26 protein-coding genes are annotated in these 23,341 nt (G+C 61.0%); 10 read left to right on the top strand and 16 right to left on the bottom strand.

All coding sequences use genetic code 11. From position 1 onward, the window contains the following. Positions 1 to 5: 5 nt before the first annotated feature. Complete coding sequence (locus ACTZWY_RS09460; protein WP_444790456.1) at positions 6 to 1,028, bottom strand: asparaginase; 1,023 nt, start codon at positions 1,026 to 1,028, stop codon at positions 6 to 8. Between the two features lie 173 nt (positions 1,029 to 1,201). Between ACTZWY_RS09460 and ACTZWY_RS09455 the strand changes: the two genes are divergently transcribed. The 3 genes from ACTZWY_RS09455 to ACTZWY_RS09445 all read left to right on the top strand — a co-directional run bounded on the left by ACTZWY_RS09455 (position 1,202) and on the right by ACTZWY_RS09445 (position 3,262). Next, a complete protein-coding gene (locus tag ACTZWY_RS09455) occupies positions 1,202 to 1,741 on the top strand; it encodes an invasion associated locus B family protein (RefSeq protein ID WP_444790455.1) in 540 nt (179 codons plus the stop codon). Between the two features lie 92 nt (positions 1,742 to 1,833). Next, positions 1,834 to 3,024 carry a 23S rRNA (adenine(2503)-C(2))-methyltransferase RlmN gene (gene rlmN, locus ACTZWY_RS09450; protein WP_444790454.1) on the top strand — a complete coding sequence of 397 codons (1,191 nt, stop codon included), beginning with the start codon at positions 1,834 to 1,836 and terminating at the stop codon, positions 3,022 to 3,024. A 1-nt stretch (position 3,025) separates the two neighbouring features. Continuing rightward, entirely contained in the window at positions 3,026 to 3,262 is a 237-nt protein-coding gene (locus ACTZWY_RS09445) for a GlsB/YeaQ/YmgE family stress response membrane protein (RefSeq protein WP_444790453.1), read from the top strand. A gap of 126 nt (positions 3,263 to 3,388) precedes the next feature. Here the strand turns inward: ACTZWY_RS09445 and ACTZWY_RS09440 are convergent, their stop codons facing one another. The 6 genes from ACTZWY_RS09440 to ACTZWY_RS09415 all read right to left on the bottom strand — a co-directional run bounded on the left by ACTZWY_RS09440 (position 3,389) and on the right by ACTZWY_RS09415 (position 7,747). Continuing rightward, complete coding sequence (locus ACTZWY_RS09440; protein WP_444790452.1) at positions 3,389 to 4,012, bottom strand: trimeric intracellular cation channel family protein; 624 nt, start codon at positions 4,010 to 4,012, stop codon at positions 3,389 to 3,391. After that, positions 4,009 to 4,476 carry a ribonuclease HI gene (rnhA, locus tag ACTZWY_RS09435; RefSeq protein WP_444790451.1) on the bottom strand — a complete coding sequence of 156 codons (468 nt, stop codon included), beginning with the start codon at positions 4,474 to 4,476 and terminating at the stop codon, positions 4,009 to 4,011. Before rnhA ends, ACTZWY_RS09440 begins: the two co-directional genes overlap by 4 nt. After that, positions 4,473 to 5,096: a glutathione S-transferase family protein gene (locus tag ACTZWY_RS09430; protein WP_444790450.1), complete on the bottom strand. Its 624-nt coding sequence runs from the start codon at positions 5,094 to 5,096 to the stop codon at positions 4,473 to 4,475. The genes rnhA and ACTZWY_RS09430 overlap by 4 nt, the downstream gene beginning before the upstream one ends. A gap of 37 nt (positions 5,097 to 5,133) precedes the next feature. Next, positions 5,134 to 5,586: a DUF3429 domain-containing protein gene (locus ACTZWY_RS09425; RefSeq protein WP_444790449.1), complete on the bottom strand. Its 453-nt coding sequence runs from the start codon at positions 5,584 to 5,586 to the stop codon at positions 5,134 to 5,136. Next, positions 5,583 to 6,536: a 4-hydroxy-3-methylbut-2-enyl diphosphate reductase gene (ispH, locus tag ACTZWY_RS09420; RefSeq protein WP_444790448.1), complete on the bottom strand. Its 954-nt coding sequence runs from the start codon at positions 6,534 to 6,536 to the stop codon at positions 5,583 to 5,585. The genes ACTZWY_RS09425 and ispH overlap by 4 nt, the downstream gene beginning before the upstream one ends. Before the next feature lie 89 nt (positions 6,537 to 6,625). After that, the gene (locus tag ACTZWY_RS09415) at positions 6,626 to 7,747 is read right to left on the bottom strand and encodes a zinc ABC transporter substrate-binding protein (RefSeq protein WP_444790447.1); all 1,122 of its coding nucleotides are present in this window, start codon (positions 7,745 to 7,747) and stop codon (positions 6,626 to 6,628) included. Between the two features lie 70 nt (positions 7,748 to 7,817). On the opposite strand from ACTZWY_RS09415, the gene ACTZWY_RS09410 reads away from it, so the two are divergent. The 3 genes from ACTZWY_RS09410 to ACTZWY_RS09400 are packed head-to-tail and all read left to right on the top strand — an operon-like array spanning position 7,818 to position 9,887. After that, complete coding sequence (locus ACTZWY_RS09410; RefSeq protein WP_444790446.1) at positions 7,818 to 8,336, top strand: Fur family transcriptional regulator; 519 nt, start codon at positions 7,818 to 7,820, stop codon at positions 8,334 to 8,336. Beyond that, the gene (locus ACTZWY_RS09405) at positions 8,333 to 9,094 is read left to right on the top strand and encodes a metal ABC transporter ATP-binding protein (protein WP_444790445.1); all 762 of its coding nucleotides are present in this window, start codon (positions 8,333 to 8,335) and stop codon (positions 9,092 to 9,094) included. The genes ACTZWY_RS09410 and ACTZWY_RS09405 overlap by 4 nt, the downstream gene beginning before the upstream one ends. Continuing rightward, positions 9,084 to 9,887: a metal ABC transporter permease gene (locus ACTZWY_RS09400; protein ID WP_444790444.1), complete on the top strand. Its 804-nt coding sequence runs from the start codon at positions 9,084 to 9,086 to the stop codon at positions 9,885 to 9,887. The genes ACTZWY_RS09405 and ACTZWY_RS09400 overlap by 11 nt, the downstream gene beginning before the upstream one ends. Here the strand turns inward: ACTZWY_RS09400 and ACTZWY_RS09395 are convergent. The 9 genes from ACTZWY_RS09395 to ACTZWY_RS09355 all read right to left on the bottom strand — a co-directional run bounded on the left by ACTZWY_RS09395 (position 9,866) and on the right by ACTZWY_RS09355 (position 20,191). Then, entirely contained in the window at positions 9,866 to 11,119 is a 1,254-nt protein-coding gene (locus ACTZWY_RS09395; RefSeq protein WP_444790443.1) for an NAD(P)/FAD-dependent oxidoreductase, read from the bottom strand. The genes ACTZWY_RS09400 and ACTZWY_RS09395 overlap by 22 nt on opposite strands. A gap of 68 nt (positions 11,120 to 11,187) precedes the next feature. Next, a complete protein-coding gene (locus tag ACTZWY_RS09390) occupies positions 11,188 to 11,745 on the bottom strand; it encodes a hypothetical protein (RefSeq protein ID WP_444790442.1) in 558 nt (185 codons plus the stop codon). An 84-nt stretch (positions 11,746 to 11,829) separates the two neighbouring features. Further along, positions 11,830 to 12,762 carry a 2-hydroxyacid dehydrogenase gene (locus ACTZWY_RS09385; protein ID WP_444790441.1) on the bottom strand — a complete coding sequence of 311 codons (933 nt, stop codon included), beginning with the start codon at positions 12,760 to 12,762 and terminating at the stop codon, positions 11,830 to 11,832. Continuing rightward, the gene (gene rodA, locus ACTZWY_RS09380; RefSeq protein WP_444790440.1) at positions 12,759 to 13,907 is read right to left on the bottom strand and encodes a rod shape-determining protein RodA; all 1,149 of its coding nucleotides are present in this window, start codon (positions 13,905 to 13,907) and stop codon (positions 12,759 to 12,761) included. Before rodA ends, ACTZWY_RS09385 begins: the two co-directional genes overlap by 4 nt. Beyond that, entirely contained in the window at positions 13,904 to 15,841 is a 1,938-nt protein-coding gene (gene mrdA, locus ACTZWY_RS09375) for a penicillin-binding protein 2 (protein WP_444790439.1), read from the bottom strand. The genes rodA and mrdA overlap by 4 nt, the downstream gene beginning before the upstream one ends. Beyond that, a complete protein-coding gene (locus tag ACTZWY_RS09370) occupies positions 15,838 to 16,422 on the bottom strand; it encodes a rod shape-determining protein MreD (RefSeq protein ID WP_444790438.1) in 585 nt (194 codons plus the stop codon). Before ACTZWY_RS09370 ends, mrdA begins: the two co-directional genes overlap by 4 nt. After that, on the bottom strand, positions 16,415 to 17,350 hold the full coding sequence (gene mreC / locus ACTZWY_RS09365) for a rod shape-determining protein MreC (protein WP_444790437.1): 936 nt from the start codon (positions 17,348 to 17,350) through the stop codon (positions 16,415 to 16,417). The genes ACTZWY_RS09370 and mreC overlap by 8 nt, the downstream gene beginning before the upstream one ends. Positions 17,351 to 17,375: 25 nt before the next feature. Beyond that, complete coding sequence (locus ACTZWY_RS09360; RefSeq protein ID WP_444790436.1) at positions 17,376 to 18,413, bottom strand: rod shape-determining protein; 1,038 nt, start codon at positions 18,411 to 18,413, stop codon at positions 17,376 to 17,378. 212 nt (positions 18,414 to 18,625) lie between these two features. After that, on the bottom strand, positions 18,626 to 20,191 hold the full coding sequence (locus tag ACTZWY_RS09355) for a 2-isopropylmalate synthase (protein WP_444790435.1): 1,566 nt from the start codon (positions 20,189 to 20,191) through the stop codon (positions 18,626 to 18,628). A gap of 325 nt (positions 20,192 to 20,516) precedes the next feature. On the opposite strand from ACTZWY_RS09355, the gene lepB reads away from it, so the two are divergent. Genes lepB through ACTZWY_RS09335 form a run of 4 tightly spaced genes read left to right on the top strand, consistent with a single transcriptional unit; the run spans position 20,517 to position 23,246 of the window. Continuing rightward, entirely contained in the window at positions 20,517 to 21,305 is a 789-nt protein-coding gene (gene lepB, locus ACTZWY_RS09350) for a signal peptidase I (protein WP_444790434.1), read from the top strand. Further along, positions 21,302 to 21,988 (top strand): ribonuclease III, encoded by a 687-nt coding sequence (gene rnc, locus ACTZWY_RS09345; protein ID WP_444790433.1) that lies wholly within the window; start codon positions 21,302 to 21,304, stop codon positions 21,986 to 21,988. Before lepB ends, rnc begins: the two co-directional genes overlap by 4 nt. Beyond that, a complete protein-coding gene (era, locus tag ACTZWY_RS09340) occupies positions 21,985 to 22,923 on the top strand; it encodes a GTPase Era (RefSeq protein ID WP_444790432.1) in 939 nt (312 codons plus the stop codon). Before rnc ends, era begins: the two co-directional genes overlap by 4 nt. Continuing rightward, entirely contained in the window at positions 22,920 to 23,246 is a 327-nt protein-coding gene (locus ACTZWY_RS09335) for a DUF1491 family protein (RefSeq protein WP_444790431.1), read from the top strand. The genes era and ACTZWY_RS09335 overlap by 4 nt, the downstream gene beginning before the upstream one ends. Positions 23,247 to 23,341: the final 95 nt, after the last annotated feature.

Here is a 23,341-nt window from a genome sequence, read left to right as displayed (position 1 = left end):
ACGGGTCATCCGAGCGGATGTGCGCAAAAACCGGGTGCGCAGCGCGTCTGCCCCACCACCAGTTCCCGCCGGTTGCGCATGTCGCCAAGGTAGCGCGCGACCACCGGATGGCCGCGATCCAGCACCCCGTAGCGCAGCAACAGCGCAGTTATGGCAGCTTCTGCCGCGCGCGTTCCGCCATCAACAATTTTCAACGCGATGCCCAGCCCCGCTTCGGGCAGGATGGCCACGAAAACGGCCTCGGCCCCGGTTTTGACAGCGCCCTTGCCGCCCATGGCGCGCATCAATTCGGTGCAGGCACGCGTTTCGCCTGCCACAAGGTCAGGGTGTGCCATCATGGCGTTGCGCAGCGCAACCATGGCGCGGGCACGCGCGTCGCCACTGTCGGACGCGCCCGCAAATCGCGCCATGGCCAGCGCCAGCCCTTGCAGGCTGGTGGCGAAATTCGGGGCAGAACACCCGTCTATGCCATAGTGCGGCGAGGTCATGCCAGTCACCTCCTCAAATGCCTGCCGCACGGCGCGTTGCACAGGGTGGTCCATGTCCACATATTCGCTATGCCCGCCCAGATGGCGGTTCAGTGTCAGAAACCCCGCATGCTTGCCCGAACAGTTATTGTGCATCTGGCAGGCGCTTTCCTGCGCGACAATCAGGCGGTTGCGTTCTTCAATATCTTCGGCTTGTTGGATGCCGCAGCGCAGGTCAGGTTCCGAAAGCCCCAGATCGGACAACCAGCGCGCCACACCTTGAACATGGATCCTCGCCCCTTGATGTGACGCGCAGCACAGCGCCAGTTGCGCCGCGGTCAGGTCGCGCCCGGCCCCGGTTTCCAGAAGCGGCAGGGCCTGCACCATTTTGCAACTGGACCTTGGATAGATCAGCACATCAGGCTGGCCCCAGCTTTCGACAATCTCGCCACTGGCGCGCATCACGACAGCATGCCCAAGATGCACGCTTTCCAGCAGATCCCCGCGCCAAAGTTCGATCAGCGGCACTGCATTGTCATGTATCTTGTTGGATTTCGGCATTTTGTCGCTCAATTCCATGATTCGGACGCAAAACGCATTCACGCCTGCGCGATTTTTTACGATGAGGGCTTTGAAATTCCTGACCCTTGGCGATAAAAGGCGCTAGGGCCTTGCGCACCCGCGACGCGCAAATACCAGTCTAAAGCCCGGACCAAGTGGAGGCAAGAAAGCAGATGGCGTCGATACGGCTGAACGGAACGACACTCGCATGTGTGGCGATGATGTGTGCGGGCGGGTTCGCGAATAACGCATTCGCGCAGGAATCCACCAACCGCGTTGCCGCTGATACGGCCTGGAGCGTGTTCGTGGAAGAAGAACCAAAGGAGTGCTGGGCCGTGTCCGCCCCGCGCGAAACCCTGAACACCCGCGGCGGCCAACCCGTCGAGGTGCGGCGCGGTGATATATTGCTGTTTGCAACCTATCGTGGGGGCAGCGGCACCCCGCAGGTGTCCTTTACCGGGGGCTACCCGTTCGCGCCGGATTCAACTGTTGATGTGACGATCGGCACCAATGAATTCCAGCTTTTCGTAGAAGGGGAATGGGCCTGGGCCGGGTCACCGGAAGAAGACCAGCGCATTTTCGCGGCCATGCGCGCGGGCACAGACGCTGTGGTGCGGGCGCGTTCGTCGCGCGGGACCAACACGCGCGACACATTTTCGCTGTTCGGCTTCACCGCCGCAACCGAAGAAGCGCAGCGTCAATGCGCTGAGTGATCCCGCATTTTACCCGAATGTGACCGCCCGGGCTGTAAATTCCGGGCGGTCTTGTTATATGTGACCAAAGCTTGTTTCCAAGGATACCGCAAATGGCCATCACAGCCCCGATCACGCAGGATGTCATGACACTTCCACGCCGCCTGCCCGAAGGGGGGAAGCGCAACCTTGTGGGCATGACGCGTGCGCAAATGGCCGATGCATTGGTGGCCACTGGCACGCCCGAACGGCAGGCGAAAATGCGTGTGGGGCAGATATGGCAATGGATCTATCATTGGGGCGTGCAGGATTTCGCTGTGATGACCAATCTGGCCAAAGCCTATCGCGCGCAACTGGCCGAGCATTTTGAAATCACGCGCCCCGAAATTGTAACGCGCCAGATATCCGATGACGGCACGCGCAAATATTTGCTGCGTATCGCTGGCGGGCACGAGGTGGAAGCGGTTTACATACCTGAAGAAAGCCGTGGAACCCTTTGTATTTCTTCGCAAGTTGGCTGCACGCTGACATGTTCCTTCTGCCATACCGGCACCCAGAAACTGGTGCGCAACCTGACGGCTGCGGAAATTGTGGGCCAGGTTCTGGTCGCGCGTGATGATCTGGGGGAATGGCCCGAACCCGGCGCGCCGAAGGATGAAACGCGCCTTGTCAGCAATGTGGTTCTTATGGGCATGGGAGAGCCGCTTTATAATTTCGACAATGTCCGCGACGGCATGAAAATTGTCATGGATGGCGAAGGTCTGTCGATCTCGCGCAGGCGCATCACCTTGTCCACATCCGGCGTTGTGCCCGAAATTGCGCGCACGGCGCAGGAAATCGGCTGTTTGCTGGCAATCAGTTTCCATGCCACCACAGATGAGGTGCGCGACAAACTGGTGCCCATAAACAAACGCTGGAATATCAAGACATTATTGGACGCTTTGCGCGAATACCCGCGCCTGTCCAATTCCGAACGCATTACATTTGAATATGTCATGTTGAAGGATGTGAATGATTCGGATGCCGATGCGCGGCGTCTGGTCAAACTGATCGCGGGTATTCCTGCCAAGATCAACCTGATCCCGTTCAATGAATGGCCCGGTGCCCCCTATCAACGCAGTGACTGGGCGCGCATCGAGGCGTTTTCCGACATCGTCCACAAGGCGGGCTATGCCAGCCCCATTCGCACCCCCCGCGGCGAGGATATCATGGCCGCCTGCGGACAGCTGAAATCCGCCACCGAACGCGGCCGCCAGTCGCGCGCTGAAATTGCTGCCCAACTTGCCACCGGACAGGGCGCCTGACATGCCCGTTGTCGCGCTGATTGTTCTGGGGGCGCTGGCAGGGGTGCTGGCCACGCGATTGATGCGCATGAACACGGATTTGCCCACGGCCATGGTCATTGGTGTTCTTGGCGCAGTTGTCGGCGGACTGGGCTTTCGTTTTCTGGCAAGTTCGGCTGGCTGGGTCGGCGGGTTTGTTCTGGCGCTGCTGGGGTCGCTGGCACTGTTGTGGATATGGCAGCGGTTTCAGGGGCGCTGAGTTTGCGTGTATATAAGCGGAACCGCCGGATCGCGGGACGTGTTTGCGAAAAAATTAATATAATCAGATGTCTGGGAAGCCCACTTCAAGCTGAGTATTTTTGGCAAGATGAAGCAACGGTTGGACCTACTGGCGCGGGGGGCGGCTTTTATAGACAGGCAGGCACCAGCCAAAGCGAATTGAGCCCGCGCGCAGGGCGATGGTTGTCATCCCGCAAGCCAGCAGAATGACCATGTTTTCAGTGGTGAACTGTGCCACCAGCAATGCCGCGCAGGCCCCGACAAGCGCGGCGCTGGCGTAAAGTTCGCCTTTCTTCAGCACCAGCGGCAGTTCATTACACACCACATCGCGCATCAAACCGCCGAATGTGCCCGTGGCAACCCCCATGATCAGCACAATCGGCCAGGATTGCCCCATGCCCATGGCCACGCCCACACCGGCAGGAACCGCAACACCCAGCGCCAGCGCATCCAGCCATTCAAGTGTGCGCAGCCGCGACTCCAGCAGATGGGCCGTCAGAAATACCAAAATGGCGGCAGCGCAGGCCGACATGATCATTCCGGGGTCGGCAATCCAGAACACCTGGTCGCGGTTTAGCAGCACATCGCGCAGCGTGCCGCCACCCACCGCCGTCAGACAGGCCAGAAACAGGAACCCCACAATATCCAGCTGGGCGCGGCTGGCGGCCAGTGCGCCGGTCAGGCCGAATATGAATACGGATGTATAATCAAGCCCTTGTATCAATGTCATGAGGTAGCTTTTGTTGGTTTGAAAGGCGCCATGCCCGCGCGGGCCAATTCATCGGCGCGTTCGTTTTCGGGATGGCCCGCATGCCCTTTGACCCAGGTCCATGTCACTGTGTGGCGGTGCTGGGCCGCGTCCAGACGCTGCCATAAATCGGCATTCTTGACAGGTTTGCGGTCAGCGGTGCGCCAGCCATTGCGCTTCCAACCATGAATCCAGGTTGTTACGCCGTTTTTGACATAGGCGCTGTCGGTCACGATGGTGACTGTGCTGGGGCGTTCCAACACTTCCAAGGCTGAGATTGCGGCCATCAGTTCCATGCGGTTATTGGTTGTGTTCCCTTCACCGCCTGAAAGTTCGCGTTCCTTCAGGATTTTTTCCCCTTGATAGGCGCGCAGCAACACCCCCCAACCGCCCGGGCCGGGATTGCCGGAACACGCCCCGTCCGTATAGGCAACAAGCGTGGTCATGACTGCCCCCGCGACCCTTCAAGCCCCTCGAACCCGTCAAGCCGCACAATGCGGTCAATCCATGCGCGAATGCCGGGAAACCGCGTCATGTCGAAACCGCCGCGGTCGCCCGCGCTGTGGGTATAGGCGAAAAGGCAGATATCGGCCAAGGTGGGGCCGGTGCCTGTCAGCCAGTCGTGCTGCAGCAGATGGGTTTCCATGACCTTCAGCAGGTCATGGCCGCGCGCCAGAAGATCGGCCATGTGGTCGGGCGTGGCCTGTGCGCGCCGGTGCGGGTATGTTCGCAAGGCCGCGCGCACGGCAATGACGCCTTCATGCTGGTTTTGTTCCCAGAACATCCAGCCCAGCATTTGCGCGCGTTCGACGGGATCTGCGGGAACAAACTGGCTGCCTTCACCCAGATAGCACAGGATTGCGTTGGATTCGGGCAAAAGTGTTCCATCCTCCAGCATCAGCGCGGGGGCCTTGCCAAAGGGCAGGCGGTGGTCTTGTCGGGCGCGCGTCAATGCGTCGGATTGGGCTTCTACATTGATCAGGCTCACATCCCGCCGCCCTAACAGGGCCAGCAGCAGACGCACCTTGTAGCTGTTGCCGGATGAGGGCATGGAATAAAGGATCATAGGCACAAATTCCTGAAAACGGTGCTGGTGCGGCACCCTAGCCCAACCACAGGCCCAAGGCCAGACAGGCCACAACGCCGGTCGTCAGCATCACCCGCAGCGTCATCCACCAGCGCGGTGTCAGCCCCCAAAGGCTGAACTGAAAATCGATGACCAGCAGAACCACGAACCCCGTAAGAAGTGCGTTCAGCGATTGCGTGACACTGCCCCCGACGAAAAAGAATGCCCAAAGTGCCGGGCCGACCGACAGCGCGTAGCCCGCCCAACTGTTGGGACGCCCGCGCGCGACGAACCCCCAAAGCACGCCAGACATGAAGCATAATATGACCACGCCATAGTTTATCAGAACCCCATGCCCGACAAAGCGCGCACCGATCAGGGCGCGAGTTGCCTCCGCCAAGGGGGGCAGCATCAGCGTTGCCACACCCCAGATGAAGGGCACCAGCCCCGCAAGCCCAAGATACAGCGCAGCACGGGGCACCCGCGTCATGCTGTTTCGCGCAATGCGCGCGGCACTTTGAATTCTACGCGTTCTTTCGCAGTTTCAACCAGTTCAACCGTTACATCAAACCGCGCGGCAAAGGCGTCGATAACTTCATTGACCAGCGCTTCGGGGGCTGAAGCGCCAGCGGTAATGCCAATCGCGCCAATCCCTGCCAGCGCGCGCCAGTCAATGTCATGTGCGCGCTGCACCAGTTGCGCATAGGCGCAGCCCTTGGCGCGGCCCACTTCGACAAGGCGCTGCGAATTGGACGAATTGGGCGCACCAATCACCAAAAGCGCATCAATCTTTCCGGCAATCGCCTTGACAGCTTCTTGCCGGTTCGTGGTCGCATAACAGATATCTTCCTTGTGCGGGCCAATGATGGCGGGGAAGCGCGCCTGCAATGCCGCCACAATTTCCGCGGTATCATCGACCGACAGCGTGGTTTGCGTGATGAAGGCCAGCTTCTGCGCGTCGCGCACCTGCAATTGGGCCACGTCCTTGGCGGTTTCGACAAGCAGCACTTCGCCTTCGGGCAACTGGCCCATGGTGCCAATGGTTTCGGGGTGGCCCTGATGGCCGATCATGACCATTTGCAACCCGTTTGCGTGGTGGCGTTCGGCTTCGATATGCACTTTGCTGACCAGCGGGCAGGTTGCGTCCAGATACAGCATCTGGCGGGCCTGCGCTTCTTCGGGGACGGATTTTGGCACCCCATGCGCCGAAAAGATCACCGGCCGGTCAGTGGGGCAATCTGCCAGCTCCTCGACGAAAACCGCGCCTTTGGCGCGCAACCCGTCCACCACATATTTGTTATGCACAATCTCATGGCGCACATAGACGGGCGCGCCGTATTTTTCCAACGCCAGTTCCACAATTTTGATTGCGCGGTCCACGCCTGCGCAAAAGCCGCGCGGGGCGGCCAGATAAAGGGTCAGGGCGGTTTTTTCGGTCATGTCGCATGGTCCTGTTGCCTGACACCAGACCTAAACATTCCCCCGCGCGACGTCCAGTCAAATGGTCGCCGCGCGGGGGCGGGGCATCGCTAGCTGCCGGTCACACAATCCGCAATCGTTTGCGCCAGACTGCGCATCAGTGCGGGATACAGCCCTGCACCGGGGTCCAGCGTCACGCCCGCAGGGTCCAGTTCCGCACCAACACGGGTTTGTGTGCCTTCCACCACAATATCGATATAGCGCGAGGAATGGTTCACTTCCGCAAAGACGCAGACGGCGCCTTCACCTTGCAGATAGGCGCGCAACTCGCTCAGGCGCTGCGCACCGGGGGCTGCGGCATCCCCCAGCGCGATGGTGCCTGCGACATTCAGCCCAAACTGCGCGGCCAGATAGCCATATGCGTCATGGAACATAACCAGCGGGGCAGTGCCGACAGGTTCAAGGATATCCGATACTTCATTGGCAAGACTGGTAATTTCGGCTTTTGCGCTTTGGGCATTGGCCAGATAGGTTTGCGCATGTTCGGGGTCATGTTCGGCCAGTTCAGCGGCGATGATATCCAGCCATATTTCAACATTGCCTGTGTTCATCCACGCATGCGGATCGGTGCCAACATGGGCGTGGTCATGGTCATGTCCGTGATCATCATGCGCGTGGTCATGGTCATGTCCGTGATCATCATGCGCGTGGTCATGGTCGTGCCCATGGTCATCATGCGCGTGGTCGTCGTGGCCGTGGTCGTCATGCGCGTGGCCGTGGTCGTCATGTGCATGGTCGTCGTGGTCGTGGGCGTGGTCATCATGCGCGTGGTCGTCATGGTCGTGGGCGTGGTCGTGCCCATGGTCGTGCCCATGATCGTCATGCGAATGGCCATGTGCGAAATCCTGCACTGTCAGCCCATCAGCCGAAAGCAATGTCACCACTTCCGCGCCAGTTTGTGTGCCTGCAAGCGCGCGGGCCAACCAAGGGGTCAGTTCCTCGCCAACCCAGAAAACCAGATCGGCATCTGCCAAGGCGCGCGCTTGCGAAGGACGCAATTGAAAGGAATGCGCGTCACCGCCGCGGTCCAGCAACACATCCGCGCTGCCGTGATCGCCCAGCACCATCGACACCAGCGAATGCGTGACCGCAAAATCCGTGACAATCTTCAAATCATGCGCAGCGAGGGGTGTTGCCATCATGGCGCAGGCCAATGCGAGAGAGTGGCGCATCCTGAACTCCTTGTGTTATAGTATTTCAACACATATCTTATGTTATATCATAACAGTCAAGGCGCATCGCATGACAAACAGCAGCGAAACCCGGTCTTTTTGTTGCCCCGACCATAGCGGGCATGCCCCGGCACAGGCGATTCTGGCGCAAGCGGAATCGCGCGTGAAGGCGCATGGCCTGCGCCTGACACCAGTGCGCAGGCGCACGCTGGAAATTCTGCTGCAGGCGCATGGCGCGCTTGGCGCCTATGATGTGCTGGAAAAACTGGCCGCTGACGGGTTCGGTGCACAGCCACCGGTGGCCTACAGGGCGCTGAATTTTCTTGTGGATCACGGGTTGGCGCACCGCATCCGGCGGTTGAACGCCTTCACGGCCTGCGCCCATCCCGGACATGACCACCGCGCAGCGTTCCTGATTTGCGAAACCTGCGACAGCGTGACCGAAGCGCCAAGCGATGCAGTCGGGGCCGCCCTTGGCAAGGCTGCGCGCGATATGGGGTTTGACCTGTCGCGCGCGACAATCGAAGCTGTCGGCCAATGCCGTGACTGCCGGCAGGGCACCCCGACGCAGCAAGGGGACCTTTCGTGACATTGATACAGGCGCAGGGCATGTGCGTTCATTATGGCGGGCGGCGTGTGCTGTTCGACATTGATTTCAGTATCAATCGCGGTGAAATCGTCACAATTGTGGGGCCGAACGGGTCGGGCAAAACGACGATGTTGCGCGCGCTTCTGGGGGTGGTTGCGCCCAGTCGCGGGACTGTCAGCCGCAAGGCCGGGTTGCAGGTGGGCTATGTTCCGCAGCAGCTGCATATTGACCCCGGCCTGCCGCTGCCAGTGCGCCGGTTCCTGTCGCTGCCCAAACGGCGCAGCGCGGCGGACATGGCCGCGGTTCTGGACCGTGTCGGTGTGCCGGATGTGGCGGGGCAGAACATGTCCACGCTGTCAGGCGGACAGTTCCAGCGCGTGTTGCTGGCGCGCGCGCTGCTGATGACCCCTGATATTCTGATGCTGGATGAACCCACTGCCGGGTTGGACCAACCCGGTGTTGCCAGTTTTTACCGCCTGATCGATGATGTGCGCCGGGATATGGGCTGCGCTGTGTTGTCGGTCAGCCATGATCTGCATGTCGTCATGAGTGCATCTGACCGCGTGGTGTGCATCAACGGGCATATCTGCTGCGAAGGCACCCCCAATGTGGTGCGCGCCGCGCCTGAATATCGCGCCCTGTTTGGCATGGGCACAGGGGGGGCGCTGGCCTTGTTCCAGCATCAGCACGACCACGACCATGACCACCATGACAACCCTCACCACGACCAGAAGAAAGATGCGTCCCATGCTGGATGATTTCATGATGCGTGCGCTACTGGCGGGGTTGGCGGTGGCGCTGGCCACAGGCCCGCTGGGGTGTTTTGTTGTCTGGCGGCGCATGGCCTATTTCGGCGATGCCACATCGCATGCGGCCATTCTGGGGGTGGCGCTGGCGCTGGGGTTTCAGATCAGCATTTTTGCAGGCACCTTGGTGGTGGCGCTGCTGATGGCGATGGTTGTGTCGGTCATGGCGGGGCGGGGCTGGGCCATGGACACCACGCTGGGGGTGCTGGCGCATTCGGCGCTGGCCTTCGGGCTGGTGGCGGTGTCGTTCCTGCCTGCGGTGCGGGTGGACCTGACGGCGTATTTGTTTGGCGACATTCTGGCGGTGTCGCGCATGGACCTGACCATCATTCTGGCCGGGTCCGCGCTGGTTCTGGGGTTGATCCTGTGGCGCTGGTCCGCGCTTCTGACAGCCACCCTGAACGAGGATCTCGCCCATGCCTCTGGCCTTAGCCCTGCGCGCGAACGCATGGTGCTTACGCTGTCGCTGGCCGTGGTGGTGGCTGTGGCGCTGAAAATCGTGGGGGCCTTGTTGATTGCCGCCATGCTGATTGTTCCTGCCGCCGCTGCGCGCAACCTTGCGCGCACCCCTGAAATGATGGCGCTGTGCGCGGTGGCCATAGGGGGGGCGGCGGTCTGGGGCGGGTTGCAATTGTCGCTGTGGCACGACACCCCGTCCGGCCCGTCCATCGTGGTGGTGACCGCGCTGATATTTGCGCTGCTTACGCTGGTGGCAACAGTGCTTCAGAAACGGCCGGGCCGGTAGGGTGCGATATCCAGCGCGGGGGGGCGTGCGGCAATCAGGTCCGCCACGATCTGCGCTGTAACCGGTGCAAGTGTCAGCCCCAGATGGCCATGCCCATAGGCATGGATGACATCCGCCCCCCGCTGCGATGCGCCGATGACAGGCCGCGAATCCGGCAGGGACGGGCGGCAACCCTGCCAATGGCGGTCGGGGGCGGGCAGGTCGGGGAAGATGGCACGCGCGCCGCGCTCCAGCACGGCCCATCTGTTGGGCGCGGCAGGCGCGTTCAGCCCGCCCAGTTCCACAGTGCCCGCAACCCGCAACCGCCCCGCCATGGGGCAGAAATAGAACCCGCGCGAAACCGGCGTCATCTGGCGGGTCAGGGGCAGGGCGGCCATGTCATATTCCAGATGATAGCCGCGTTCCGTGTCCAGCGGCACCTTGTCCCCCGCCTGACGCGCCAGATTGCGCGACCATGCGCCCGCGGCCAGCACCACCTTGCGCGCGTGCCATCTGGTCTGCGCGCCGGTCAACGTGACATGCCCTTGCGCATCGCGCGCAAGCCCGGTGACGCGCGCCTCAATATGCTGCACGCCAGCCGCGTCCACAGCGGCGCGCAACAGCTGCAACATGGCGCGCGGGTCATGCAGGGTGACGGTGTTGGGAAAAAACGCGGCCCCGTGCCCCACATGCGCAGGCAGGCCCGGTTCCAACTGGCCCAGTTCCGCACGAGAGAGGCAGTCCACAGTTACCCCAAGGCTGCGCTGCAGGGCAAAATCCGCGCCGCGCTGGTCCTTTTGTGTTTCAAACAGATAGAGCGATCCCTGCGGCTTGAGCAGATGCGCGCCCCCGATATGATGCGCCAGTGTCCGCCATGCGGCCGGCGTGGGGGCCAGCAGGGCCGCGATGGCCTGCGCATTGGCACGCATGCGCGCAGGCAGGCATTCGCGCGCAAACCGCAGTAACCATGGTGCAAGTGTCAGAATCGATGCCTTGCGGATGGCCAAAGGGCTGTCGCGGTCAAACAGCAAGGCGGGCAGGTTGCGCAACACATCGGGGGTGCCCACGGGCATGACCGCGTAATCGGCAATAACGCCCGCATTGCCATAGGATGCGCCGCTTTCGTCGTCAGGCGGCGCAATCACCGTGACCTGATGGCCCTGATCTGCCAGCCGCAGGGCGATGGACAGCCCCACTATGCCCGCCCCGATGACGGCAATTTCAAAAGTCTCGGCTGGGGTTGGTCGGGTCATGGCGGGGTCCGGCGTTGCAATTTGCGTCAGCAGTTTGTCGCGCGGTCACCGCGCGGATGCAAGCCCCCTCAGCCGCCAAGAACCAGCGCGCGCGGGGTCATGTCGGGTTGCAGCAGGTAGATGGCGTTATCGGCAATCGCGGCCACGGTGCCCCCCTCCAGCCTGTCGCCCTGCCGCAAGCGCAGGATTGTTCCGTTTTCCAGACGGACCAGCGCCTGCCGCGTGTCGCCCTGTTGCACGATGGCAATCAGATTGATCTTGTCCAGCGCAATCGCGCCGGGATGGGTGGCGACATCCAGCATGTTGGCGCCCGGCGGCAGCGTGTAGCGCGGCGCGTCCCCGCCAGCCCCAAGCGACAGTGGCAACGCGCTGAACGCGTGGCCCAGCACCGGGCGCGCGGGTATTGCGGGTATTGCGGGCGCATCCTCAACAGGTAGTGCAATGGGCGCTGCGCAAAATAACGGGTTGCGCGCGCAATGGTCCAGATGGGCACTGGCCAGCATCAATACAGCCAAGGTCAGCACCACCCCGACGGGCAGCGTGATCCATGCCGGAATGGGGGCATGTTCAGGACATGCACAGGCCTGTATGGGGCCGTTGGGGGCCCCTTGCGTAATTTGCGACATTGCGACCCCGCGCGAAACCCAGCCTGAAGGCTACGTCTGGACAATGCCACAGGACCCTTTCGGAAGGATGAATATCGCGGCCTCTCAGTATCCGCGCGGGCGGTCCACAAGATGCAGCAGCGGCTGGCCGTGCTCGCCGCGCGCAATATTTTCCGCAATCACCTGCGCGGCCGTGTTCGGGCGCGTTGTGGCGGCTATATGGGGTGTCACAGTCACGCGCGGATGCGCCCAGAAAGGATGATCTGCGGGCAAGGGTTCAGTGCGGAACACATCCAGTGTGGCATGGCCCAATTGCCCGCTGTCCAGCGCGGCAATCAGCGCGCTGTCATCCACAAGCCCACCGCGGCCGGGATTGATAAGTGCGGCCCCTTTGGGCAGACGCTGCAATGCGCGCGCATCCAGCAGGTTTTCCGTGTCCTGTGTCAGTGGCAACAGCGTGACCAGAACCTGTGCGCGCGACAGGCAGGTTTCCAGCCCCTTCGGCCCATGATGGCAGGTGATCCCGGGAACGGATTTGGGACTGCGCGCCCAGCCGTGAAGCTCAAACCCGAAACGGCCCAGCGCCTGCGCCACCGCCAGCCCCAATGCGCCCAAGCCCAGAATGCCGATGCTGCGTTCTTGCGCAAGCGGCGGTTCCACAGGTTGCCAGTCACCGGGGCGGGCGTGGATATGCGCATCCATTCCCAGATGGTAGCGCAGCACATGCCCGCAGACATATTCGACCATCCCTTGGGTCAGGGCAGGGTCCACCATGCGGCATAGTGGTTGGGTCAGCGTAGGGTTGCCGACAATTTTCTCAACCCCCGCCCACAGGTTCAAAACCGCCTTGCACGCAGTATAGGGCGTGAAATCCTGCAACGCGCTGGACGGGGCATAGATGATGTAATCCACCTGTTCAGGCGGCGCATCCATCAGCAGATGCACCTTTAACCCATGCATATGGAATGCTTGTTCCAGCGGTGCCTGATAGCTGTTGAACAACTGCTTCCCTGCGGCGAATAGAACTGTCAGCGTCATGAGGGTAACCTTGGTCTGTGAATATGTGCCGATTGCACAAGCCCGAAGCCCACCATCAGAACTATCATCGCCGACCCCCCATAGGACACCAGCGGCAAGGGCACACCCACCACGGGCGCAAGCCCCATGACCATGGCCATATTCACGGCAAAATACAGAAAGAACGTGCCCACAACACCCACGACCAGCAGCGCCCCGAACCGGCTGGATGTGCGAAACGCTGTCAACAGGCAAAACCCGATGATCATCAGATACAGCACCAGCAGCGACACAGCGCCGACAAACCCGAATTCTTCCGCCAATGTGGTGAAAATGAAATCAGTGTGTTTCTCGGGCAGGAAGTTCAGCCGCGCCTGTGTTCCTTCCATGAACCCGCGCCCCGACCAGCCGCCAGACCCCAGCGCAATCATCGACTGGTTGATGTGATAGCCCGCGCCCAAAGGATCAAGCGACGGATCAAGGAAGGAATCGATGCGCCGATACTGATAATCCTTCAGAATTTGCCACTCCGTCCCGCGAGAGGACATGACAGCGGTAATCCCCGCGCCCATACTGCCGATCAGCGCCGCGAAATAGGCCCAATGCACGCCCGCGGCAAAAATCACCACACCGCCCCCCACTGTCAGCAACAACGCTGTGCCCAGATCCGGTTGCCGCAGGACCAAAAACGCGGGCACCGCCGCAATCGCAATCCCTACACCCACCCAAAGCGGATGGGATGTTTTCTTGATGCTCAGCCAGTCATAATATGCCGCCAGTGCCAGAATGGTGGTGATTTTGGCCAATTCCGAGGGTTGCAACCGCACAGGCCCGACAACAAGCCAGCGCTTGGCCCCCATCCCGATTGTTCCGAAAAATTCCACCCCCAGCAACAGCAGGATGGACAGGCCATAGGCAATACCGGCAATCGACCGCCAGAACCACAGCGGGACAAACGCAATCGTCATCATCAGCACCAGCCCGGCCCCGAAACGGCGCAATTGCAGCTCCATCCATGGCCGCGTGTTGCCCCCTGCAACGGAATACAACATGATGAATCCGTAGCACGCCACAGCAACCAGCAGCACCACCAGCGGCCAGTTGACATACAGCACTTTTGACAGTCCCGAAGGCATGCGTTTGGTGTTGTATTCAAGGTAACTCATGCGCGGCTTATCCGCAAAAGCTGCGGGTCGCGCAGGCGGTCTTCCAATTCCAGCTGTTCTGCGCGAATGCGGTTGCGTTGCGGGGCCGGATAGGCCGAAAGCGGCGGGATACCATCATTCAGGGCGGCAAGCGTGATGTCGCGCCCTATGGGGGCCGCCGCCGAAGACCCGCCGCCCCCATGTTCAATGACAACCGACACTGCAATGCGCGGTGCGTCAATGGGGGCGTAATTGACAAACAGCGCATGGTTGCGCCTGTTCCATGGCAGGTCGCTTTGCTGGCGGAGGCCCGCATCGCGTTCGGCCCGGGTGATGGAAAACACCTGACTGGTGCCGGTTTTGCCTGCCATTTCCTGACCTTCTGCCACCACGCGCGATGAATAAGCCGTGCCGCGAGCGTGGTTGACGGTATCCACCATGCCCCGGCGGATCATGCGCAGCCATTCGGGGCGCAGGTCCAGCGATGCGGCCTGCGGTGTGGCCTGTGCCAGCGGGTCACGCAGCAGGCGGGGCAGAACGGCTGTGTTGGTGGCCAGCCGTGCTGTCATCACGGCCAGTTGCAGGGGCGTCGACAATACAAACCCCTGACCGATGGATGCATTGACCGTATCCCCCACCAGCCATTCCGCGTTACGGTTGCGCCGTTTCCAGTCCCGTGTCGGGTTCAAGCCGCCCGCCATTGACGGAATGGGCAAATCATAGCGGATACCAAGGCCCAGACGTTCGGACATGGCATTGATCCTGTCTATGCCGCAGCGCTGCGCCATTTCATAGAAATAGACATCGCAACTTTCCGAAAGCGCGGACACAAGGCCCACGCGCCCATGACCGCCGCGCCGCCAGCAATGAAAGCGGTTGCCCGACACATCCATGTGACCGGGACAGAACACGCGTTCCTCGCCATCCGTTTCACCTGCCTCCAGCGCGGCAAGGGCCGTCACCATCTTGAAGGTCGATCCGGGCGGATACATGCCTTGCACGGTCTTGTTCAGCAAGGGGCGGTAGTCATTGTCCAAAAGCGCGTTGAAATCCGTGCTGGAAATCCCGCGCACGAACAGGTTGGCGTCAAAACTGGGCGCCGAGGCAAGCGCCAGAATATCGCCTGTGGCCGTGTCCAGCACAACCGCCGCGCCACTTTGGCCGCGCATGCGTTCCAGGGCGTAGTTTTGCAAACGCGCGTCAATCGTCATATGAAGGTTGCTGCCCGGTTGCCCCTCGGCGCGGTCGAGTTCGCGCATGACACGGCCTACGGCGTTCACCTCCACGCGTTGGGACCCGGCCGTGCCGCGCAAGCGATCTTCCATCGCACGTTCCACCCCGCTTTTGCCAATCTGGAAGCGCGGGATCATCAGCACCGGATCAGGGGCTTCCAGCGCTTCCAGATCGCGTTCGGACACGGGGCCGACATAGCCCACCACATGGGCCATATCCTCGCGCAGCGGATAGGCGCGTGACAACCCCATTTCAGGCGTTACCCCCGGCAGGGCTGGCGCATTTGCAGCAATGCGGCTTATCTCTTCCCAGCTCAGGCGTTCGGCCACCGTCACAGGCACGAAGGGCCGGTTGCGCAGCAAATCACGCCGCGCGCGGTCCAGATCATCTTCGGTCAAGGCGATAAGCTGCGACAGGCGGTCAAGAACCAGATCAATATCGCCCGCATCATCGCGTTTTATGACCACACGGTAATTTTGTTCATTGCCCGCCAGCAGCACCCCGTTGCGGTCAAAGATCAACCCGCGCGTGGGCGGCAACAGCCGCAGGTTGATGCGGTTTTCTTCGGCCAGCAGATGGAATTGTTCGGAATGCATCAACTGCATATCGCGCAGCCGCCACACCAGCGCGCCGGCAAAAGCAAGCTGCGCGCCGCCAATGATCAGGCCGCGGCGGGTGATTGTGGCCTGACTGAGTTCCTTGTCGCGGTCTGTGCGTTTCACAATTTCTGTCCCAGAACATCAACTTCACCCGTGGCGGGTTTGCGCAGCTTGAACACATAATGCGACAGCGCCACCACAGCGGGATATAGAAGGACTGTGCCCAGAAACTGCGCAAAGCTCAAGTCAAGCGGGGCTTGTGGCATCATCACAATTGCGATCACGGCGCGATTGGCCAGAAACATGGCCAGCATCAACCCGCAAACCAACGCATATTCCAGCCAGAAGCCGAATCCGCGCAGGGACGCTGTGCGCGTGCGCAGAAATTCCGTAGCCACCAAAACAACCAGCGCCCACAGGCCGGGCGGGCGCAGCAGCAGCAAATCCTCGAACAGAAAATATGCCGCAATGACAGGTGCAGGCAACAGGTCCGGGCGGCGCACAACCCATGCCAATGTCAGGCATAGCAAAAAGTCGGGCAGGGGCCAGTCACGACCATTGGCCAAGCCCCCCCCGTCGGTGGGCACAGACGGCAACGCGCCGTAATCATGCATCGGCAGCAGGCGCAAGAATGTGACCAATGCCGCCAGCGACAGAAACAGCACCACATACAGCGCTTTTCCGGCGGGGCGGTGCTTACTCATCCACAGGGCTTTCTGCGCCCGGACCGGCAGGCGCGATCACGCCATCAGGCAGGTCAGGCAGGCGCTGCGGATCAGGAACGATCAAGGAGCCAGTGTGCAAAATCTGTTCGACCGGACGCGAGCGCATGACGCGCAGGAATTCCAGCCGTCCAAAATCAGCCGCAAGGCGCACGCGCAAGCGCCGGTCGCGGGTTTGCACAACTTCGCCGATCAGCAGACCGGCGGGAAACACACCGCCGTCATCGGAACTTATGACCCGGTCACCGGGGCGCAATTCATCCGGGGTTTCAATGAATTCCAGAAGCGGAAACACAGAATTGTCCCCCGACAGCATGGCCCGCTGTCCCGACGGCTGGATAAGCACGGGAACGGAACTGGCTGTATCGGTCAACAGCACAACCCGCGATGTCCGGTTGCCAACCCCTGCAATGCGGCCCGCAAGCCCCAGACCATCCATGACCGCCCAGCCATCCTGCACCCCGTCGCGCGCGCCCACATTCAGCAAAACCGAACGGCGAAAGGGCGACCCGCCATCGGCCATGACAACGCCGGTCACATGGGTTAATTGCGGGTCGATGCGGACCTGATTGAGGTCCAGAAGCTGCGCGTTGCGCTGTTCCAGTTGCAATGCCGCCTCGCGCCATGCGCGCATTTGCTGCAATTCGCGGCGCAATTCCTGATTTTGTTCAACAATGCGGGCATAGGATTGAAGGTTCTCCAGCATACCCGCCACCCGGGTGACAGGGCGCATGGCCCAGTCAAACGATGGCACAATCGTGTCGATCAGGTCGGTGCGCAGCTGTTCCACCCTTGGGCTGTCGATGCGCCAGACCAGAAACACCGCTGACAGAAATACAACCATGACCCCGATCAGAATACGCCTGACCGGTCGAACATAATCCTGGTCTGTCTGACGATCCGATGCCAAAGTTCACACCCGGCCTGTTGCAGCGTCAGCTTTCATAATCGATGGCGTGACGCAGTTGTTTCTCGTATTCCAGCGCCTTGCCGGTGCCAATGGCCACGCAGTTCAGCGCTTCATCCGCGACCGAAATTGACAGGCCGGTTTGTTCACGCAAGGCCAGGTCCAGTTCCCCCAGCAGCGCGCCGCCCCCCGTCAGGATAACGCCACGGTCCACGATATCGGCGGCCAGATCAGGCGGGGTGATTTCCAGCGCAATCATCACGGCCTCGCAAATGGTGGTCACGGTTTCGGACAATGCTTCGGCCACTTGTGCCTGTGTGATTTCAATTTCCTTGGGCACACCGTTCAGCAGGTCGCGCCCGCGTATCATCATCGACTGGCCGCGCCCGTCATCGGGCATGCGGGCCGTGCCGATGGTGCATTTGATTTTCTCGGCGGTGGCCTCGCCAATCAGCAGGTTCTGGTTGCGGCGCAGGAAGCTGACAATCGCTTCATCCATACGGTCGCCACCCACCCGGACGGAACGGGCATAGACAATATCGCCCAGCGACAGAACCGCCACTTCGGTGGTGCCGCCGCCAATATCAACGACCATGCTGCCTGTGGGGTCCGTGATGGGCATACCCGCGCCGATTGCGGCGGCGATGGGTTCGGAAATCAGCCCTGCGCGCCGCGCGCCTGCGGACAAAACCGACTGACGGATGGCGCGTTTTTCCACAGGGGTTGCGCCATAGGGCACACATACAATCACTTTGGGCTTCGAGAACATGGTGTTGCGATGCACCTTGCGGATGAAATGCTTGATCATTTCTTCGGCAACATCGAAATCCGCGATGACGCCGTCGCGCATGGGGCGGATGGCTTCAATCGAACCAGGCGTGCGCCCCAGCATCAGCTTCGCATCCTCTCCCACCGCCAGAACGGCCTTGCGCCCGTCCTTGGTGTGATAGGCCACCACCGAGGGTTCATTCAGAATAATGCCCCGCCCCTTTACATAGACCAGCGTATTGGCCGTGCCAAGATCGATGGCCATGTCAGATGAAAACAGACTGGGAAACAAGGGCATGTGGATATTTCCGTCCTTCACTTGGAATCGGCGCTGGGAACCGCAGGCCTAGCCCGCCCGTGCCTTATAGGGCGGGGCAGGGCGCGCGGTAAAGGGGGGGCAGTTGCAAGATAAGCGGGAAATGGCTTCTGCGCCCGCACAAAGCCGCGATTTCGGCGGCGGGCCGGGCATGATGTGCCCCGCCTGCCGCGCCCCGGCCTGTCCGGGGAATATCAGCTAGCGCTGCTCATCAGGGCGGACAGATTGCCCCGGTGGCGATGCACCACCATGCGGTTGAGTGCGTTAACATAGGCTTTTGCAGACGCCACCACCGTGTCAGTGTCCGAGGACTGGCCCGAAAACACCACGCCATCCAGCGCCAGACGCACGCTGACCGTTGCCTGCGCGTCGGTCCCTTCGGTGACGGCATGCACCTGATACAGTTCCAGCTTCGCGTCATGGGCGAACAGCATCTTGACGGCATTGAACGTGGCATCCACCGGCCCGTCGCCCGTGGCATCCACAAATTTTTCGACCCCACCAATGGAAAGTGTCAATTCCGCTTCCTGCGGCCCTTCTGTGCCACAGATCACGCGCAGCTTGCGCACTTGCAGATAGGCGTCCTCATCATTCAGGCTGGCTTCGGTCATCAGCGCAATCAGGTCGTCGTCATAGACTTCCTTCTTGCGATCGGCCAGCGCCTTGAAGCGCACGAACACGTCCTTCAGCTGATTGTCACCCAATTCATAGCCCAGCTCAGACAGTTTCGCGCGCAAGGCCGCGCGCCCCGAATGCTTGCCCATCACCAGATTGGTGGCCGCCAGCCCGATGTCTTCGGGGCGCATAATCTCGAATGTTTCTTTATTCTTCAGCATGCCATCCTGATGGATGCCCGATTCATGCGCAAAGGCATTCTTGCCGACCACGGCCTTGTTGAACTGCACCGGAAAGCCCGACACGGCCGCAACCATGCGCGAAAGGCCCATGATTTTGGTTGTGTCAATGCCGGTGCGATAGGGCAGGATGTCATTGCGCACGCGCAGCGCCATGACCACTTCTTCCAGTGCGGTATTGCCCGCGCGTTCGCCCAGCCCGTTGATGGTGCATTCGATCTGGCGCGCGCCCGCTTCCACTGCGGCCAGCGAATTGGCCGTCGCCATGCCCAGGTCGTTATGGCAATGCGTGGCGAAGATGATTTCATCGGCGCCGGGCACCCGTTCCAGCAACATGGCAATCAGGTCCGCACTTTCGCGCGGATAGGTGTAGCCCACAGTATCGGGGATGTTGATTGTCGTGGCGCCCGCCTTGATGGCGGTTTCCACCACGCGGCACAGATAGTCATGTTCGGTGCGCGTGGCGTCCATGGGGGACCATTGCACGTTGTCACACAGGTTGCGCGCATGGCTGACTGTGTCATGAATGCGCGCAACCATCGCATCCTGGTCCAGCGCGGTAATATCGCGGTGCAGGGGCGATGTGCCGATGAATGTGTGAATGCGCGGGCGGGCGGCGTGTTTCACGGCCTCCCAGCAGCGGTCAATATCGTTGAAATTGGCACGCGACAGGCCACAAATGACCGAATTGCGCGAATTCTTCGCAATCTCGCTGACCGCCTGAAAATCCCCCTCTGATGCGATGGGAAACCCCGCTTCGATGATATCAACACCCATTTCATCCAGAAGACTGGCGATTTCCAGCTTTTCGGCATGGCTCATGGTGGCGCCGGGGGATTGTTCGCCATCGCGCAATGTGGTGTCGAATATCAGGACATGGTCCTGTTTGGGGGTGGTTTGCGTCATTGTGGAAGTCCTGTAAGCGGAGTGTGGTTTTATCTGATGCGGTTTCCGGGCGCTTGCAACCTCTGAGCGGCGCGCCCGTTCAGGACACGCTCAGAGGCCCCTAAGAAGAAGCAGGCCCATTTGCAAGGCCGATGCGGCAATTGCCGGAATATGTGCGTTCAATGACATGTCTTGTGTATACGCAGGTTCCGCAGGCTTGGAAACCCCGAAACTGCCGTCACTTTCATGTGCAGGTCATGTGCCAACAGCTTGACTTCATGCCCGCCCCCGCCCATGAAGCGCGCGACACCTCCGGTAAATCAACGGCAACAGGCGGATTGGGCGCATGGCAGCAAGTGACGGCAAGAAAGACGGCCTTTGGGAAAATATCAAGACAATCGTTTACGCCTTGGTCATTGCGGGTCTGTTTCGCACATTGTTTTTCCAGCCCTTCTGGATTCCGTCAGGGTCCATGAAGGAAACCTTGCTGATCGGGGATTTTTTGTTCGTCAATAAAATGGCTTACGGGTATTCGCGCTATTCCTGCCCGTTCGGGGCATGCCCCATCACGGGCCGTCTGTTCGCAAATGATCCCGAGCGCGGCGATATTGTCGTGTTCCGCCACCCCGGCACGGGCGCAGATTACATCAAGCGGCTGATCGGCATGCCCGGTGACCGTGTGCAGATGCGTGATGGTGTCCTGTATCTGAACGATGAGGAAGTGCCGCAAGCCCCTGATGGTGATTTTGCCGAAACCTATGACCGTCAGGGCAGCGCTGGCCAGTTTCCGCGCTGCGCGAATGCGCCCGTGGGGCAGGGGGGGCAATGCCTGAAACCACGCGCGATTGAAACCCTGCCAAATGGCGTCAGCTATCCGGTGTTGAACATCACAGATGGCGGGGCTGCAGATAACACGCCTGTATTCACTGTGCCCGAAGGGCATTTCTTCTTCATGGGGGACAACCGCGACAATTCGCTGGACAGCCGCATGCCGCGCAGTGTGGGCGGTGTGGGCATGGTGCCGTTTGATCATTTGATCGGACGCGCGCGCCATGTCGTCTTCTCCGCCGAGGGGCGGTCGCTGTTTTTCTTCTGGACATGGCGCAGTGACCGCTTTTTCGCGAGGCTTCCGTGACCCTGTCCAAGGAATTACAGGTGTTTTCAAATCGGATCGGGCATGATTTCGCCCGCCCCGAACTGTTGCGCCGGGCCTTGACGCATCCTTCCATTTCATCGCCGTCACGCCCCGACAACCAGCGGCTGGAATTTCTGGGGGACCGCGTTCTGGGGCTGGTGATGGCCGAAGCCTTGTTGCGCGCCGACACGTCCGCCAGCGAAGGCCAGCTTGCCCCGCGTTTCAACGCATTGGTGCGCAAGGAAGCCTGCGCCGAGGTGGCGCGCAGCATTGATCTGGGCGATGTGCTGAAGCTGGGGCGGTCGGAAATGCTGTCGGGGGGGCGGCGCAAGGACGCGCTGCTGGCCGATGCGATGGAAGCGGTGATTGCCGCCGTTTATCTGGATGGCGGTTTCGATGCGGCGCGCGACATGGTGCTGCGGCTTTGGGGCGCGCGCATTGCCACTGTCAAGGATGACGCCCGCGACGCGAAAACCGCATTGCAGGAATGGGCGCAGGCACGCGGGCAGACCCCGCCGGTCTATGTTGAACGCGACCGCAGCGGCCCGCCCCATGCGCCGGTATTTACCATCGAAGTGCAGCTGTCTGACGGTGCGCGTGCGCAAGCCAGCGCCGGTTCCAAACGGCAGGCAGAACAAAAAGCCGCGCATCTGCTTCTTGACCGGCTGGAGGGCCAGACATGACCGACACCCCAACCCCCGAAACAGGCCCGACCCGCGCCGGTTTCATTGCCCTGATCGGCGAACCCAATGCAGGCAAATCCACCCTGACCAACCGCATGGTGGGCGCCAAGGTCAGCATTGTGACCCATAAGGTGCAAACCACCCGCACCCGCATTCGCGGTGTCGCCATGGAAGGGGCCGCGCAACTGGTGTTTGTGGACACGCCCGGCCTGTTTCGTCCGCGCCGCAGGCTGGACCGCGCGATGGTTGCCGCCGCATGGGGCGGGGCCGCGGATGCGGATGTGGTGGTGCTGCTGGTGGAAGCGCATCGTGGCCTGACCGACGGCACGCAATCCATCATCGATGCCCTGAAGGACCGCATTTCGCCGAAACAGACAGTTGCACTGGCCATCAACAAGATTGACCGCGTGAAGGCCGAAGCCCTGCTTGCCTTATCCGAAAAGCTGAACGCGGCCTATCCCTTCGCCAAAACCTTCATGATCTCCGCCGAACGCGGGCACGGGGTCGATGATCTGCGCCATTGGCTGGCGCAAAGCCTGCCCGAAGGGCCGTGGCTATACCCCGAAGACCAGATTGCAGACCTGCCCTTGCGCATGATCGCCGCCGAAATGACGCGCGAGAAGCTGACATTGCGCCTGCATGAGGAACTGCCCTATCAGCTGACGGTGGAAACCGAAATGTGGCAGGAACGCAAGGACGGGTCCGTGCGCATTGACCAGATCATCTATGTCATCCGCGACGGGCATAAGGGCATTGTGCTGGGCAACAAGGGCGAAACCATCAAATCCATTTCACAAGCCGCCCGAACCGAGATTACGGAATTTCTGGGCCGTCCCGTGCATTTGTTCCTGCAAGTGAAAGTGCGCGAAAACTGGCTGGAAGAAGCGGCGCGTTATTCCGAAATGGGGCTGGATTTCCGCGACGGAACCGCATGAGCGCGCGGCTGGCATCCGGCATATGGGTGTCGGCCTATTTGCGACGCCTGCAGATTGACGGCATACCGGCCTATGTGATGGCGCGCGGCGATGATACGGCGGGCGCGGTGCTGGTGAAACTGGCCCTGATGGATGGAACCGCGCGCGCCTTTCAGCGCGGGTTCGACCTGAACAGCGGTGCGCGCGTCTGGCAGGTGCTGACCGAAGGCCCCGAAGCAGTGGTGGATGACGCAATTGCGCGCCAGCGCAGCTATGACCCCGATCTGTGGGTCATCGAAATCGAGGATGCACGCGGGCGCAGCCTGCTGGACAGCATGGACTGATCCCCCCAACAGCCCTGAACCACGCAGCCCGCAAAACATTAATTAAAGCGCTTGCATTATAATTTAATGCGCTTTAACACATTTGCAATGGAGGG

The sequence above is a fragment of the Roseinatronobacter sp. NSM genome (assembly GCF_052379845.1).
GTDB lineage: Bacteria > Pseudomonadota > Alphaproteobacteria > Rhodobacterales > Rhodobacteraceae > Roseinatronobacter.
This window is presented reverse-complemented; position numbering and strand designations above follow the sequence as displayed.

Coding starts and splice junctions, on each gene's coding strand:
- rlmN (WP_444790454.1), top strand. CDS start 1,834: ATGGCCATCACAGCCCCGATCACGCAGGATGTCATGACACTTCCACGC.
- ACTZWY_RS09415 (WP_444790447.1), bottom strand. CDS start 7,747: ATGCGCCACTCTCTCGCATTGGCCTGCGCCATGATGGCAACACCCCTC.
- rnhA (WP_444790451.1), bottom strand. CDS start 4,476: ATGACCACGCTTGTTGCCTATACGGACGGGGCGTGTTCCGGCAATCCC.
- ACTZWY_RS09370 (WP_444790438.1), bottom strand. CDS start 16,422: ATGAGTAAGCACCGCCCCGCCGGAAAAGCGCTGTATGTGGTGCTGTTT.
- ACTZWY_RS09355 (WP_444790435.1), bottom strand. CDS start 20,191: ATGACGCAAACCACCCCCAAACAGGACCATGTCCTGATATTCGACACC.
- ACTZWY_RS09385 (WP_444790441.1), bottom strand. CDS start 12,762: ATGACGCTGACAGTTCTATTCGCCGCAGGGAAGCAGTTGTTCAACAGC.
- ACTZWY_RS09430 (WP_444790450.1), bottom strand. CDS start 5,096: ATGATCCTTTATTCCATGCCCTCATCCGGCAACAGCTACAAGGTGCGT.
- ACTZWY_RS09455 (WP_444790455.1), top strand. CDS start 1,202: ATGGCGTCGATACGGCTGAACGGAACGACACTCGCATGTGTGGCGATG.
- ACTZWY_RS09410 (WP_444790446.1), top strand. CDS start 7,818: ATGACAAACAGCAGCGAAACCCGGTCTTTTTGTTGCCCCGACCATAGC.
- era (WP_444790432.1), top strand. CDS start 21,985: ATGACCGACACCCCAACCCCCGAAACAGGCCCGACCCGCGCCGGTTTC.
- lepB (WP_444790434.1), top strand. CDS start 20,517: ATGGCAGCAAGTGACGGCAAGAAAGACGGCCTTTGGGAAAATATCAAG.
- ACTZWY_RS09460 (WP_444790456.1), bottom strand. CDS start 1,028: ATGCCGAAATCCAACAAGATACATGACAATGCAGTGCCGCTGATCGAA.
- ACTZWY_RS09425 (WP_444790449.1), bottom strand. CDS start 5,586: ATGACGCGGGTGCCCCGTGCTGCGCTGTATCTTGGGCTTGCGGGGCTG.
- ACTZWY_RS09395 (WP_444790443.1), bottom strand. CDS start 11,119: ATGACCCGACCAACCCCAGCCGAGACTTTTGAAATTGCCGTCATCGGG.
- ACTZWY_RS09445 (WP_444790453.1), top strand. CDS start 3,026: ATGCCCGTTGTCGCGCTGATTGTTCTGGGGGCGCTGGCAGGGGTGCTG.
- ACTZWY_RS09440 (WP_444790452.1), bottom strand. CDS start 4,012: ATGACATTGATACAAGGGCTTGATTATACATCCGTATTCATATTCGGC.
- ACTZWY_RS09400 (WP_444790444.1), top strand. CDS start 9,084: ATGCTGGATGATTTCATGATGCGTGCGCTACTGGCGGGGTTGGCGGTG.
- ACTZWY_RS09335 (WP_444790431.1), top strand. CDS start 22,920: ATGAGCGCGCGGCTGGCATCCGGCATATGGGTGTCGGCCTATTTGCGA.
- ACTZWY_RS09390 (WP_444790442.1), bottom strand. CDS start 11,745: ATGTCGCAAATTACGCAAGGGGCCCCCAACGGCCCCATACAGGCCTGT.
- rodA (WP_444790440.1), bottom strand. CDS start 13,907: ATGAGTTACCTTGAATACAACACCAAACGCATGCCTTCGGGACTGTCA.
- ispH (WP_444790448.1), bottom strand. CDS start 6,536: ATGACCGAAAAAACCGCCCTGACCCTTTATCTGGCCGCCCCGCGCGGC.
- ACTZWY_RS09360 (WP_444790436.1), bottom strand. CDS start 18,413: ATGCCCTTGTTTCCCAGTCTGTTTTCATCTGACATGGCCATCGATCTT.